This window comes from Geodermatophilus sp. SYSU D00814 (assembly GCF_054050055.1).
Map to the genome: position 1 here is coordinate 1 of NZ_JBJGYP010000039.1, position 13,417 is coordinate 13,417.

17 protein-coding genes are annotated in these 13,417 nt (G+C 75.6%); 10 read left to right on the forward strand and 7 right to left on the reverse strand.

What is annotated here, in order from left to right:
- The 9 genes from ACI780_RS21725 to ACI780_RS21765 all read left to right on the forward strand — a co-directional run.
- A partial coding sequence (locus tag ACI780_RS21725; RefSeq protein WP_457005708.1) for an Rne/Rng family ribonuclease occupies nt 1-2,796 on the forward strand: 2,796 nt, incomplete at its 5' end.
- A gap of 238 nt (nt 2,797-3,034) precedes the next feature.
- On the forward strand, nt 3,035-3,346 hold the full coding sequence (gene rplU / locus ACI780_RS21730) for a 50S ribosomal protein L21 (protein WP_089405053.1): 312 nt from the start codon (nt 3,035-3,037) through the stop codon (nt 3,344-3,346).
- A 7-nt stretch (nt 3,347-3,353) separates the two neighbouring features.
- A complete protein-coding gene (gene rpmA / locus ACI780_RS21735; RefSeq protein WP_456871125.1) occupies nt 3,354-3,611 on the forward strand; it encodes a 50S ribosomal protein L27 in 258 nt (85 codons plus the stop codon).
- Between the two features lie 96 nt (nt 3,612-3,707).
- Entirely contained in the window at nt 3,708-5,198 is a 1,491-nt protein-coding gene (gene obgE, locus ACI780_RS21740) for a GTPase ObgE (protein WP_457005711.1), read from the forward strand.
- A complete protein-coding gene (gene proB / locus ACI780_RS21745) occupies nt 5,195-6,331 on the forward strand; it encodes a glutamate 5-kinase (protein ID WP_456871123.1) in 1,137 nt (378 codons plus the stop codon). The genes obgE and proB overlap by 4 nt, the downstream gene beginning before the upstream one ends.
- Nucleotides 6,328-6,810 (forward strand): peptide deformylase, encoded by a 483-nt coding sequence (gene def, locus ACI780_RS21750; protein WP_089404974.1) that lies wholly within the window; start codon nt 6,328-6,330, stop codon nt 6,808-6,810. Before proB ends, def begins: the two co-directional genes overlap by 4 nt.
- Before the next feature lie 17 nt (nt 6,811-6,827).
- Nucleotides 6,828-7,610: an isocitrate lyase/PEP mutase family protein gene (locus tag ACI780_RS21755; RefSeq protein WP_457005713.1), complete on the forward strand. Its 783-nt coding sequence runs from the start codon at nt 6,828-6,830 to the stop codon at nt 7,608-7,610.
- Between the two features lie 65 nt (nt 7,611-7,675).
- A complete protein-coding gene (locus tag ACI780_RS21760; RefSeq protein ID WP_456871121.1) occupies nt 7,676-7,897 on the forward strand; it encodes a type II toxin-antitoxin system Phd/YefM family antitoxin in 222 nt (73 codons plus the stop codon).
- A complete protein-coding gene (locus ACI780_RS21765) occupies nt 7,894-8,286 on the forward strand; it encodes a type II toxin-antitoxin system VapC family toxin (protein WP_456871120.1) in 393 nt (130 codons plus the stop codon). Before ACI780_RS21760 ends, ACI780_RS21765 begins: the two co-directional genes overlap by 4 nt.
- A gap of 55 nt (nt 8,287-8,341) precedes the next feature.
- Here ACI780_RS21765 and ACI780_RS21770 read toward each other — a convergent pair whose 3' ends face one another.
- From ACI780_RS21770 to ACI780_RS21780, 3 genes are read right to left on the reverse strand one after another with little or no spacing between them, the layout of a single operon-like run.
- Entirely contained in the window at nt 8,342-8,668 is a 327-nt protein-coding gene (locus tag ACI780_RS21770) for a hypothetical protein (RefSeq protein WP_456871119.1), read from the reverse strand.
- A gap of 31 nt (nt 8,669-8,699) precedes the next feature.
- Nucleotides 8,700-9,005, reverse strand: coding sequence for a hypothetical protein (locus ACI780_RS21775; protein WP_457005716.1), 306 nt, complete (start codon nt 9,003-9,005; stop codon nt 8,700-8,702).
- Complete coding sequence (locus ACI780_RS21780) at nt 9,002-9,658, reverse strand: maleylpyruvate isomerase family mycothiol-dependent enzyme (protein WP_457005718.1); 657 nt, start codon at nt 9,656-9,658, stop codon at nt 9,002-9,004. Before ACI780_RS21780 ends, ACI780_RS21775 begins: the two co-directional genes overlap by 4 nt.
- A gap of 72 nt (nt 9,659-9,730) precedes the next feature.
- Here ACI780_RS21780 and ACI780_RS21785 point away from each other — a divergent pair, with 72 nt between their 5' ends.
- Nucleotides 9,731-10,213 (forward strand): MarR family winged helix-turn-helix transcriptional regulator, encoded by a 483-nt coding sequence (locus ACI780_RS21785; RefSeq protein ID WP_456871116.1) that lies wholly within the window; start codon nt 9,731-9,733, stop codon nt 10,211-10,213.
- On the opposite strand, the gene ACI780_RS21790 is transcribed toward ACI780_RS21785, so the two are convergent.
- The 4 genes from ACI780_RS21790 to ACI780_RS21805 are packed head-to-tail and all read right to left on the reverse strand — an operon-like array spanning nt 10,204 to nt 13,373.
- Nucleotides 10,204-10,614: a Fur family transcriptional regulator gene (locus ACI780_RS21790; protein WP_456871115.1), complete on the reverse strand. Its 411-nt coding sequence runs from the start codon at nt 10,612-10,614 to the stop codon at nt 10,204-10,206. The two genes, ACI780_RS21785 and ACI780_RS21790, sit on opposite strands and share 10 nt — an antisense overlap.
- Complete coding sequence (locus tag ACI780_RS21795; protein WP_456871114.1) at nt 10,611-11,627, reverse strand: metal ABC transporter permease; 1,017 nt, start codon at nt 11,625-11,627, stop codon at nt 10,611-10,613. The genes ACI780_RS21790 and ACI780_RS21795 overlap by 4 nt, the downstream gene beginning before the upstream one ends.
- A gap of 1 nt (nt 11,628) precedes the next feature.
- Nucleotides 11,629-12,435 (reverse strand): metal ABC transporter ATP-binding protein, encoded by an 807-nt coding sequence (locus ACI780_RS21800; protein WP_456871113.1) that lies wholly within the window; start codon nt 12,433-12,435, stop codon nt 11,629-11,631.
- A complete protein-coding gene (locus ACI780_RS21805) occupies nt 12,432-13,373 on the reverse strand; it encodes a metal ABC transporter substrate-binding protein (RefSeq protein ID WP_457005721.1) in 942 nt (313 codons plus the stop codon). The genes ACI780_RS21800 and ACI780_RS21805 overlap by 4 nt, the downstream gene beginning before the upstream one ends.
- Nucleotides 13,374-13,417 lie beyond the last annotated feature (44 nt).

Sequence of the window (13,417 nt, forward strand, 5' to 3'; positions counted from 1 at the left end):
GTAGCTGTCGTCGAGGACGTCGCCGAGTACGCCGCCCCGCCCGAGTCGGCCGTGGCCCGGGCGCCCCGGTGGCCCCGCTGCCGGACGGGCCGCCGCGGCGCCGCGACCGAGGCCGACGACCGGGCCGCCGTCGAGGCGGTCGAGGCGGTCGAGGCGGTCGAGGCGGTCGAGGACGCCGACGAGGACACCGACGACGACGCGGCCGACACCGACACCGACACCGACCGCGACGACGCCGACCGCGACGAGTCCGGCGGCAGCCGGCGCCGCCGCCGCGGCCGCCGGGGCAGGGGCCGGGGGCGCAGCGGCGACGAGTCCGCCGACGCCGAGGACGAGACCGGCGAGCCCGTCACCGACGAGCGGCCCGCGGGCGACGGCGTCTCCGACGAGGACGACGCCAACGACGAGGACACCGAGACCGAGGACGCCGAGACCGACGACGCGGAGGGCGGGTCGACCACCCGCCGCCGTCGCCGCCGCCGTCGCCGGGGCGGGGACGCCGCCGCCGAGTCCGGCACCGAGGACGACGACGACCGCCCCGAGCGGGCCGGCCGCAACGGCCGGGTCACCAGCGACGACGACGTCCGCGGCGTCACCGGCTCCACGCGGCTGGAGGCCAAGCGCCAGCGCCGCCGGGAGGGCCGCGACACCGGCCGCCGCCGCGCGCCGATCCTCACCGAGGCGGAGTTCCTCGCCCGCCGCGAGGCGGTGGAGCGCCGGATGGTCATCCGCCAGCGCGGCGAGCGCACCCAGATCGCCGTCCTGGAGGACGGCGTGCTCGTCGAGCACTACGTCACGCAGGCGCAGGCGACGTCCTTCGCCGGCAACGTCTACCTCGGCCGGGTGCAGAACGTGCTGCCCAGCATGGAGGCGGCGTTCATCGACATCGGCAAGGGCCGCAACGCCGTCCTGTACGCCGGCGAGGTCAACTGGGAGGCCGCCGGCCTCACCGGCAAGCAGCGCTCGATCGAGCAGGCGCTCAAGTCCGGCGACAAGGTCCTCGTCCAGGTCACCAAGGACCCGATCGGCCACAAGGGCGCCCGGCTCACCCAGCAGGTGAACCTGCCCGGCCGCTTCCTGGTCTACGTGCCCGGCGGCTCGATGACCGGCATCAGCCGCAAGCTGCCCGACACCGAGCGGCAGCGGCTCAAGGACGTCCTGCGCACGATCGTCCCCGAGGACGCCGGGGTCATCATCCGGACCGCCGCGGAGGGCGCCTCGGAGGAGGAGCTCACCCGCGACGTCGCACGGCTCAAGGCCCAGTGGGAGGTCATCCAGACCAAGGCGTCCTCGTCGAGCAACGCGCCCGCCCTGCTCTACGGCGAGCCCGACCTCGCCATCCGGGTCATCCGCGACGTCTTCAACGAGGACTTCACCGAGCTCGTCGTCCAGGGCGACGACGCCTGGGACACCGTCGAGGCATACGTCGCGCACGTCTCCCCGGAGCTGTCCGGCCGGCTGACCCGCCACACCGGCGAGGGCGACGTCTTCCGCGACCTGCGCATCGACGAGCAGCTGGCCAAGGCGCTCGACCGCAAGGTGTGGCTGCCCTCGGGCGGCTCGCTGGTCATCGACCGCACCGAGGCGATGACCGTCGTCGACGTCAACACCGGCAAGTTCACCGGCTCCGGCGGCAACCTCGAGCAGACCGTCACGCGCAACAACATGGAGGCGGCCGAGGAGATCGTCCGCCAGCTCCGGCTGCGCGACATCGGCGGCATCATCGTCATCGACTTCATCGACATGGTGCTCGAGAGCAACCGCGACCTGGTGCTGCGCCGGCTGACCGAGTGCCTGGGCCGCGACCGCACCAAGCACCAGGTGGCCGAGGTGACCTCGCTGGGCCTGGTGCAGATGACCCGCAAGCGGGTCGGGCAGGGCCTGCTCGAGGTGTTCTCCGAGCCGTGCGAGCACTGCCGCGGCCGGGGCGTCCTCGTGCACACCGACCCGGTGGACGAGAAGCGCCGCGGGGGCTCCGGCAGCGGCTCCGGCGGGAACGGCTCCGGCGGCAACGGCGGCCGGCGGGAGCCGGTCCGCCGGGACGACCGCAAGGAGACCGACCGCAAGGACGCCGAGCGCAGGGAGACCGAGCGCAAGGAGTCCGAGCGCAAGGAGTCCGAGCGCGAGCCCGCGGAGGTCGTCGCGACCGGGCAGCCCGGCCCGGACGGCGAGGCCGGGGACGGGCAGCGTCCCGGTGGCCGGCGCAACCGCGGCCGGCGCAACCGCGGGCAGTCGGGGGAGGAGCGGGCCGCGGAGGACGCCGCCGTGCTCGCCGCCGCGTCCGCTCCCGAGGACGTCGCCGCTCCCGAGGACGTCGCCGCTCCCGAGGACGTCGCCGCTCCCGAGGACGTCGCCGCTCCCGAGGACGTCGCCGCTCCCGAGGACGTCGCCGCTCCCGAGGACGTCGCCGCTCCCGAGGACGTCGCCGCTCCCGAGGACGTCCCGGCTGTCGCGTCCGCGCTCACCGACGGCGCCCCCGAGGTCGAGGTCACGGTGCAGCTCGGCGCCGAGGTGCCCGGCGCGGAGGTCCCCGAGCCGGCCCCCGAGCCGGTGGCGACGCCGGAGGCCGGCGACGACGAGGCGGCGCTGCCGCCCGGCGCCGGCATCGACGACCCCGGCCCGATGGACGACGACCCCGCCGACGCGGCCGCTGCCGAGGTCACCCCGCCCGCCGCCGAGGCGACCGCCCCGGCCGGTGCCGCGCCGACCGGGGACGGTGCCGCCACGGTCGTCGGGGGCACGCGCCCGCGCCGCCGCCGGGCGGCCAGCCGCCCGGCCGGCCCCCCGGCGTCCTGATCTCCGGGCGGCCGGGGCCGCGTTCGCACGAGGAAGGACCCCACCCCTCGCACGCTCGCGGTGGGACCCTGCGCCGGGGCCGTCTAGGCTCGGGTACGCTGGTCGGGTTGCACCGCCCCGACCGGGCTCCGCGCCAGGGGTCGAGGAGGCGGTGCGGCCCGTCCGGCACCCGGCTCCCGCGCCGGGGTGCGTCCAGGACGCGTCGCGGGACCGACAGCAGCGATCGAGGAGTTCAGTGGTGTACGCAGTCGTGAAGGCCGGTGGCCGGCAGCACAAGGTGGCCGTGGGCGACCGGTTCACGGTGAACCGTCTCGCGGGTGAGGCGGGCGACACCGTCACCCTCCCGGCCCTGCTCCTGGTCGACGGCGACACCGTCACCAGCGACGCGCAGGCGCTGGCCGGCGTGACCGTGACCGGCGAGATCGTCGGCCACGGCAAGGGCCCGAAGATCCGCATCCACAAGTTCAAGAACAAGACCGGCTACCACAAGCGTCAGGGCCACCGTCAGCCGCTGACCGACGTGGTCGTCCGCGACATCACGAAGGGCTGACGACGACATGGCACACAAGAAGGGCGCCTCGTCCTCCCGCAACGGCCGCGACTCGAACGCCCAGCGCCTCGGCGTGAAGCGCTTCGGCGGCCAGGTCGTCAAGGCCGGCGAGATCATCGTGCGCCAGCGCGGCACCCACTTCCACCCGGGTCTCGGTGTGGGCCGCGGCGGCGACGACACGCTGTTCGCGCTGCAGCCCGGCGCGGTCACCTTCGGCACCCGGCGTGGCCGCAAGACCGTCTCGATCACGACGGTCGACGCCTGAGCCCGCAGGGCTCTCCCAGCAGCACGCGACGAGCGCACGGGCCGGCCGGCCCGTGCGCTCGTGGCGTTCCCGAGGCAGTGAGCAGGTAGAGCAGACATGGCCGCGTTCGTCGACCGCGTCGTCGTGCACGTCGCCGCGGGCAACGGCGGTCACGGCGTCGCGTCCGTGCACCGCGAGAAGTACAAGCCGCTCGGCGGTCCCGACGGCGGCAACGGCGGCAACGGCGGCGACGTCGTCCTCGAGGTGGACCCCAACGTCCACACCCTCCTGGACTTCCACCACCGCCCGCACCAGAAGGCCGGCAACGGCCGCCCGGGCGCCGGCAGCCACCGCAACGGGGCCAACGGCGAGGACCGCGTGCTGCGGGTCCCCGAGGGCACCGTCGTCAGCACCCCCGACGGCGAGGTGATCGCCGACCTCGTCGGCGCCGGCACCCGGGTCGTGCTCGCCCAGGGCGGCAAGGGCGGGCTGGGCAACGCCGCGCTGGCCAACCCCCGCCGCAAGGCGCCCGGCTTCGCGCTGCTCGGGGAGCCGGGGGAGGCCATCGACGCCGTCCTCGAGCTCAAGAGCATCGCCGACGTCGGCCTGGTCGGCTTCCCCTCGGCGGGCAAGTCCTCGCTGATCGCGGCGATGTCGGCGGCGCGGCCGAAGATCGCCGACTACCCGTTCACCACGCTGGTGCCCAACCTCGGCGTCGTCCGGGCCGGCGACACCGTGTTCACCATGGCCGACGTCCCCGGGCTCATCCCCGGCGCGTCCGAGGGCCGCGGGCTGGGCCTGGAGTTCCTCCGCCACATCGAGCGCTGCGCGGTGCTGGTGCACGTCGTCGACACCGCCACGCTCGAGCCCGGCCGCGACCCGGAGAGCGACATCGAGGCGCTGCAGCACGAGCTGGCGCAGTACCGCGAGGACCTCGTCGGCCGGCTGCGCGTCGCCGTCCTCAACAAGATCGACGTGCCCGACGGCCGGGAGCTGGTCGACCTCGTGCGCCCGGCCCTGGAGGAGCGCGGCCTGCAGGTGTTCCCGGTCAGCGCCGCCACCGGCGAGGGGCTGCCCGCGCTCGGCTACGCGCTCGCCGCCGCCGTCGAGGAGCACCGGGCCGCCCTGCCGGAGCCCGAGCCGGCCCGCGTGACCGTCGTGCCGCGCGCGGTCGACGACTCCGGGTTCACCGTCACCCCCGACCCCGACGACGAGGCGACCTTCGTCGTCCGCGGCGTCAAGCCCGAGCGCTGGGTGCGGCAGACCGACTTCAGCAACGACGAGGCCGTCGGCTTCCTCGCCGACCGGCTCAACCGCCTCGGCGTGGAGGACGAGCTCACCCGCCTCGGCGCGCAGGAGGGCGACACCGTCGTCATCGGCGACGTCGCCTTCGACTTCCAGCCCAGCCTGCCCGCCGGCACGCCGCTGGCGGAGGAGACCGCCGGCCTGGGCGGCCGCGGCACCGACAGCCGCATCGACGCCCCGCACCGCGTGCGGGCCGCCGAGCGGTTGGCGGCCAAGAAGGCCCGCCGGGTGCCCTACGAGCTGACCGAGACCTGGTCCGACGACGACCTGCCCGACGGGGACCCGCCCGGGGACGACGCGTGAGCGTGCGTCCGGAGATCGCCGGCGCCGGCCGCGTGGTGGTCAAGGTCGGGTCGTCCTCGCTGACCACGCTGCCCGGCGGGCTGGACCCGGCCCGGCTCACCGCGCTGGTCGACGTCCTGGCCGCGGTGCGGGCGTCCGGCCGCGAGGTGGTCCTGGTGTCCTCCGGCGCGATCGCCGCCGGCCTGGCGCCGCTGGGCGTCGAGGGGCGCCCGCGCGACCTCGCCACCGCCCAGGCCGCCGCCAGCGTCGGGCAGCTGCGCCTGGTGCAGACCTACGCCGACGCCTTCGACCGGCACGGGATCGTCGTGGGCCAGGTGCTGCTGACCGCCGACGACCTCACCCGCCGCGGCCACTACCGCAACGCCCGCCAGACGCTGGAGCGGCTCCTCACCCTCGGCGTGGTCCCGATCGTCAACGAGAACGACACCGTCGCCACCGAGGAGATCCGCTTCGGCGACAACGACCGGCTCGCGGCGCTGGTGGCGCACGTGGCGTCCGCCGGCGCGCTGGTGCTGCTCTCCGACGTCGACGGCGTCTACGACGGCGACCCGCGCACCGGCCCGGCGCGGCTGCTCGACCGGGTCGCCGGCCCGGCCGACCTCGCCGCGGTCACCCTCGGCACCGCCCGGCGCAACGGCGTGGGCACCGGCGGCATGGCGACCAAGGTCGAGGCGGCGTTCATCGCCTCCGGCGCCGGCGTGCCCGTCGTCGTCACCTCGACCCCGCAGGCCGCCGCGGCGCTGGCGGGGGAGCGGGTGGGGACGCTCTTCGCCCCCACCGGCCGCCGGCCCTCGGGCCGGCAGTTCTGGCTGCGCTACGCCAGCCGGCCGCGGGGGCGGCTGGTCCTCGACGAGGGCGCGGTGCGCGCGGTGCGCGAGCGGTCGGCGTCGCTGCTGGCCGCCGGCATCACCGGCGTGGACGGCGACTTCCTCGCCGACGACCCGGTGGAGCTGGTCGGCCCCGACGGCGCCGTCGTCGCCCGCGGGCTGGTCGCCTACGACGCCCGGGAGATGCCCGCGCTGCTCGGCCGGCGCACGCCCGACCTCGATCCAGAGTACCGCCGCGAGGTCGTCCACCGCGACGAGATGGTGCTGGTCGGACGCCCGCGGACGGCTGCGAGACTGCCCGGGTGACGATCCGCCCGATCCGCGAGCTCGGTGACCCCGTGCTCCGTACGCCCGCCGACGAGGTGCGGGCCTTCGACAAGGAACTCGCCGCCCTGGTGCGCGACCTCGAGGAGACCGTCGACCACCCCGGCCGCGCCGGGCTGGCCGCCCCGCAGATCGGGGTGAGCGCCCGGGTGTTCAGCTACCACGTCGACGGCGAGATCGGTCACCTGGTCAACCCGCGGATCGTGGAGCTGTCGGAGGAGGTCCAGGACGGCGACGAGGGGTGCCTGTCCATCCCCGGCATCTGGGCGCCGACCGTGCGGGCGATGCACGCCGTCGCCGAGGGGTTCGACGTGCACGGCGAGCCGCTGCGGCTGTCGGGCTCGGGCCTGATGGCGCGCTGCCTGCAGCACGAGGTCGACCACCTCGACGGGAAGGTCTTCCTCGACCGGCTCACCGGCGAGGCCCGCAAGAGCGCACTGCGCGCCCTGCGCTCGCGTTAGCCCCTACGGTCGGGGCCGTGACCGACCTCGCCACCCGCGCCCGGACCCTGCTCGACCTGCACACCGCCCCGGAGATCCTCGTCCTCACCAACGTGTGGGACGTGGTCTCCGCCCAGGTGGTGGCCGCCACCGACGGCGTGCGCGCGCTCGCGACCGCCAGCCACGGCATCGCCGCGACCTTCGGCTACGAGGACGGTGAGAACATCCCGCTCGACCTGCACCTGGACATGGTCGGCCGGATCGCCGCCGCGGTGGACCTGCCGGTGAGCATGGACATGGAGGCCGGCTACGGCGACGCCGGCGAGACCGCCCGTCGCGCCATCGAGAAGGGCGTGGTCGGCGGCAACCTCGAGGACCAGGTGAAGCCGCTCGACGACGCCGTGGCCGCCGTCGAGGCCGTCGTGCGGGCCGGGCGCGACGCCGGGATCGACTTCGTGCTCAACGCCCGCACCGACGTCTTCGTCCGCGCCGCGAAGGACGCCGACCGGGGCGAGCTGGTCGCCGAGGCGATCCGCCGCGGCCGGGCGTTCCTCGAGGCCGGCGCCCCGGTCGTGTTCGTGCCGCGGCTGGTCGACCGCGACGAGATCGCCGAGGTGGTCGAGGGCCTGGGGCGCAACAGGCTGACGCTGATCAGCGTGCCCGGCGCGTCGCTTCCGGCCCGCGAGATGCAGGAGCTCGGCGTCGCCCGCGTCTCCACCGGCCCGTTCACCCAGCGCGTGGCGCTCACCGCGCTGCAGGACGCCGTCGTCGAGATGGTCGGCGGTGGCGTCCTGCCGCCGGGCACCCGCGCCCTCAACTGACGTCGGCGCCCGGCCTGGCCAGGTTGACCTGGCCAGGTTGGTCGAGTTGGCCCTATCCTCGGCGCATGACCCAGGTGAACGTCCAGGACGCGAAGACGAGGCTGTCCCAGCTGCTCGCCGCCGCAGAGCGTGGCGAGGAGGTCGTGATCGCACGCGGTGGTCGGCCGGTCGTGCGCCTGGTGCCGGTCGAGCAGCCGGGACCCCGACCCGTGGGGTTCGTGGCCGGCTCGGTCCCCGATGTCTTCTCCGACCCCCTGCCGGACGACGAGCTGGCCCGCTGGGAGTGACCGCCCTCCTGCTCGATACCCACGCCCTGCTCTGGGTGCTCCTGGAACCCGCCCGCGTCCCGGCCGAGACCCTGGCGGTCGTCCGGGCGCCGGAGACGAGGCTCCACGTCTCCGCGGCCAGCGCGTGGGAGATCGCCACGAAACACCGACTCGGGAAGATGGACGGCGCCGCTGCGGTCGTCAGCGGCTACCGGGAGCACCTCGACAGGCTCCGGGCGCAAGAGCTCCCCATCACCGGCCGCCACGCGCTCACCGCCGGGTCCCTGGAGTGGGCCCACCGCGATCCGTTCGACCGGATGATCGTCGCGCAGGCCGTCCTCGAGTCGCTTCCCGTCGTCACGGGTGACGTCGCACTGACGGAGTTCCCGGCGATCCGCACCCTGTGGTGACGACGGCGGCGCGCGGGTGCCCGGCCGCCGCAACCGGCCCACACCGACCAGTGGGTCACCGGACTCCCGCGCCGGCGGGGATCATCGCCCCGCCGGCCGGGACAACTAGGCCGAGCACCGCGAACTCGGTGACCACCTCCGGCGGGTGCGGCCGGCCGGCCAGGAACTCCGCGACCAGCGGCGCCACCACCTCGCGGCCGTAGCGGTCGTAGGCCTCGCGGGACTCCCACACCTCGAGGACCCGGAAGCCGTCGGCGGTCGGCCGGGTCAGGTGGACCAGCCGGCCGTCGACGACCCCTCCGGTGCGCTCCAGCAGCAGCCGGTGCACGGCGTCGTAGACCTCCACCGGCTCGGACAGGTCCGTGGTCACCGCCCAGGTCATCGCGTCCTCCTCCGGGACCGGGATGCCGCCGTCAGACGGTGACGCCGGCCCGCGGCAGCACCAGGCCGCGGACCTCGAACTCGGTGACCACCGAGGGCGGGGGCGCCTGGTCTCCCAGGACCTCGGCCAGCGCGGGCAGGATCACCTCCCGGTTCCTGCGCTCCTGCGCCTCGCGCGACTCCCACACGTCGATCACCTGGAAGCCGTCGGCGGTCGGCCGGGCCAGGTGCAGCAGCAGGCCGTCGGTGGCCGGGTCGGAACGCTGCAGGATCGCCGCGTGCAGCACGTCGTAGAGCTCGACGGGTGCGGACACGTCCGTGATCACGCCCAGGGTCATGGCGTCCTCCTCGAGTCCTCCCGGCGGCCCGTCGCCGTCGGCAGTCGGTGCACGCCCTCGCCGGAGAGCCGGTGGAGCGTCGCGGTGCGTCCGGTGACCAGCAGCAGCAGGTCGCCGGTGGTGCCCTCGACGGGTGCGCCCTCGCCCAGCACGAGGTCGCTGTCGGTGGCCCGCAGCTGCAGGCCGGCCAGTCGTCTGCGCGCCCGGAACGGGAAGTACAGCTCCCAGGCCCGCCGCGCCGCCACGGCCGCGGCGACCGGCGGGACCGGCCGCTCGCGGCCCAGGGGGAGGGCGATGTCCTGACCGTGCACGAGGACGTCGAGGAGCGGCTCGATCGGGCTGATGAACGGCGCCCGTCGCCGGGAGCCGACCATCGCCCGGATTCGCCGCCCGTACTCGTCGTCGGGCAGGGGTCCCAGGCGCAGTGCCGCGTCCCGGATCATGCGGTCGAAGCTGCCCCGCGCCCGGATCGCCGGGACGACCACGTCCCGGAGTCCCATGTGCGCCTGGGTCAGGTGCGCCGCGACGTCGCGCACCCGCCAGCCCTCGCACAGGGAGGGGGTCTCCCACTCGGCCAGCGCCAGGTCGTCGAGCAGGTCGGCCAGGCTCGAGCGCTGGGCGTCGATGGCGCGCCACACGTCGTCGAGGTCCACGACGGCCTCCTCGGAGTTGGTAAGATGGCCTGACTATTCAGTCAGATCGTCTGACCAACGTCAAGGGGGATCGTGAGCGTTCGCGACGAGGTCCGGCAGAACGGGGACCGCCCGGGCCGGGAGCAGGAGCACCAGAACCTGGCCCTGCTGTGCTTCTACCCGCACCGGGCGATGGAGGCCCGGGTGCTCGCGGCCCTGGCGGCCGAGGGGCACGGCGACATCACGCTCGCCCAGGGCCGCATCGCCGCCCGGATCGGCCCCTCCGGCACCCGGCTGACCGACCTGGCCGCGCAGGCGCTGGTCACCAAGCAGACCGCCGGCCACCTCGTCGACCAGCTCCAGCGCGCCGGCTACGTCCGCCGCGTGCCCGACCCCACCGATGCCCGGGCCCGGCTGGTGCAGATCGCCGAGCGCGGGCGGGAGCTGGTGGCGATCGCCCGCCGGGTGGAGGCCGAGGTGGAGGCCGAGTGGACCGCGCACCTGGGGGAGGAGACCACCGCCCAGCTGCGCGCGGCGCTCACCCGGCTGCGCGAGGTGACCGACCCCTACCGCTGAGCGGCGGTGCAGGAGCCGCAGGTGCCGAAGACCTCCAGCTGGTGCTGCACGTCGGCGAAGCCGTGGTCGGCGGCCACCTTCGCCGCCCAGCGCTCCACCGGCGGGTCGGCGACCTCCACGGTGCGCCCGCAGGAGCGGCACACCAGGTGGTGGTGGTGCACCGGCGAGCACCGCCGGTAGGCGGCCTCGCCGTCCTCGCTGCGCAGCACGTCGACCAGGCCGTCGTCGACCAGGGCCTGCAGGGCGCGGTAGACGGTGGCCAGGCCCACGGCGTCGCCCCGCTCGCGCAGCAGCGCGTGCAGGTCCTGCGCGGTGCGGAACCCGTCGAGCTCCTCCAGCAGCGCCAGCACCGCGGTGCGCTGCCGGGTCTGCCGGCGGACCGGGACCTCGGGCGCGCTCACGGCCGCTCCGTCCCCACCGGCGGGGCCGCGGCGACGTGCTCGTCGTAGTGGACCCCCGAGCCGGTGCGGTGCGGCGCGTGCAGGTGCCCGTCGTGGTCGTAGTCGACGTGGTCGTCGTGCGGCACCGCCCGGTGCCCGCAGCCCTCGCCGTGCTCGTGCGGGTGGGCGGCGTGCACCTCGACCCGGCGGCCGTGCCGCCGCCGCGCGGTCGCGTCGCGCAGGGTGACGGCCACGGTGACCAGCAGGAACAGCGCGATGGTCAGCAGCACGATCGTGCCGCCCGAGGGCGTGCCGGTGTAGTAGGAGCCCGCGGTGCCCGCCACGCTCACGACGACGCCGATCGCGCAGGCCAGGTACAGCGTGCTGCGGAAGCTGCGGCCCACGAGCTGGGCCACGGCGCTGGGCAGGATCATCAGCGCGCTGATGAGCAGCAGCCCGACCACCCGCATCGACAGCACCACGGTGGAGGCCACCAGCACGGCCAGCACCACGTTGAGCCCCAGCACCGGCAGGCCGACGGCGCGGGCGTACTCCTCGTCGTCGCTCACCGCGTACAGCCGCCGCCCGAGCAGCGCGACGACGGCCAGGACGACGACGGTGATCACGGCGAAGACGGCGACGTCGGCGGCCGTCGTGGTCGTGATGGCGCCGAACAGGAACGCGTCGAGGTTGGTCGCCTGCCCGCGCGGGGCCAGCGACAGCAGCACGACACCGCCGGCGATGCCGCCGTAGAACAGGACCGCGAGCGCGACGTCGCCGCTGGTGCGCCCCCGGGCGCGGACCAGCTCGATGAGCACCGCGCCCAGCACCGCCGCGACCAGCGCCGTCCCCACCGGCGCGGTGGAGGTGAGCACGCCGAGGGCCACCCCGGTCAGCGCGACGTGGCCCAGCCCGTCACCGAGCAGTGACAGCCGCCGCTGGACGAGGAAGACGCCGACCGCCGGCGCGGCCAGGCCGACCATGACGCTGGCCAGCAGTGCGCGCTGCATGAACCCGTACTCGAGCAGCTCCACGTCAGCGGCTCCCGTTCCGCGCGCGGACGGCGTCGGGCGCCGGCCGCGGCTGGTCGAGCCGGTAGCCGCGCACCGGCGGCGCGGTCTCCTCCGGGTGGTGGCAGTCGGGGCCGGCGGCCACCGGGCCGACCGCGCCCAGCGGCCCGTCGGAGGTGATCCGGCCGGAGTCGACGACGACCGCGCGGGTGAGCACGCCCGACAGCGGGCCGGTCTCGTGGGTCACCACCAGCAGTGTCGTGCCGGCCGCCGACACCCGCGCCAGCACGGTGGCCAGGGCCGCCTGGCTGGCGGCGTCGACCCCGGCGGTCGGCTCGTCCATGACCAGCAGCTCCGGCTCGGCGGCCAGGGCGCGGGCCACCAGCACGCGGCGCTGCTGGCCGCCGGAGAGCGAGGCCACCGGGTCCTCGAGCCGGTCGGCCAGGCCGACGGCGTCGACGGCCTCGGCGACGGCGGCCCGGTCGCGCGGGCCCAGCCGGCCGAACAGCCCCAGCCGGGGGAGCCGCCCGACGCCGACGACCTCGCGCACGGTGGCCGGCATGGCGCCACTGACGGTGTGCCGCTGCGGGACGTAGCCGACGCGGCCGCGCTCGCGCAGCCGCCCGACCGGGGCGCCGAGCACCTCGACGGTGCCGCCGAGGACGGTGGCCAGGCCGAGCAGGCCGCGGGAGAGGGTCGTCTTGCCCGAGCCGTTGGAGCCCAGGACCGCGACCGCCTCGCCGGGCTGCACGGTCAGGTCGGCGTCGCGGACGATCGCGACGTCGCCGTAGCCGATCGTGGCGCCGACCAGCCGGACCGCGGGGTCGCTCATGCGCAGCCCTGCCCCTCCCGCAGCGTGGCGAGGTCGGCGCGCATGACGTCGAGGTAGTCCTCGCCGGCCGACTCGTCGGTGAGGCCCTCGAGCGGGTCGAGGACGGCGGTCTGCACCCCGGCCTCCTCGGCAACGGTCTCGGCGACGGCGGGGTCGACGAGGGTCTCGGTGTAGACGGTCGTCACGCCGCGCTCGCGGACCAGCGTAGAGATCTCGGCCAGCTGCTCCGGGGTCGGCTCGGCCGAGGGGCTCAGCCCGCTGACGGCGGCCACCTCGAACCCGTAGCGGTCGGCGAGGTAGCCGAAGGCGTCGTGGCTGGTGACCAGCGTGGTCACCGCGCAGTCGGCCAGGCCCTGCTGCATCTCGGCGTCGAGGGTCTCCAGGTCGGCGCGCAGTGCCGCGGCGTTGTCGCGGAAGGCGTCCGCGCCGTCCGGGTCGACCTCGGCGAGGCGGTCGGCGAGCGCGTCGCCGACGTCGGCCAGGCGGGTCGGGTCGAGCCAGAAGTGCGGGTCGGCGACCTCCCCGTCCTCCTCGCCGGCGTGCCCGGCGTGCTCCTCCTCCGTCTCGTCCCCGTGCTCGTGTGCCCCGGTCGTCAGCGAGAGGTCGGCCGCCTGGCCGGCGTCCCAGGCGGCGTCCCCCGCCTCGGCGACGGCGTCGTCGACCGCGGGCTGGAACCCCGCGAGGTAGACGACGAGGTCGGCCTCGGTGAGCGCGGCGACGTCCTGGGGCGTGAGCTCCAGGTCGTGCGGCTCGGCCCCGGGCGGGGTGAGGGAGGCGACCTCGACCCGATCGCCGCCGATCCGCTCGGCGGCCCACTGCAGGGGGTAGAAGGCGGCCTCGACCCGCACCCCGTCGTCCCCGCCCGCGTCGGCCGAACCGCACCCGGTCAGCAGGAGGGCGGCGACGGTGGCGACGGCGGGCGGCAGGGTCCTGGACATGAGAACCATTCTCACACAGGTCGCACAGCGTCCGGTGGAGAGCC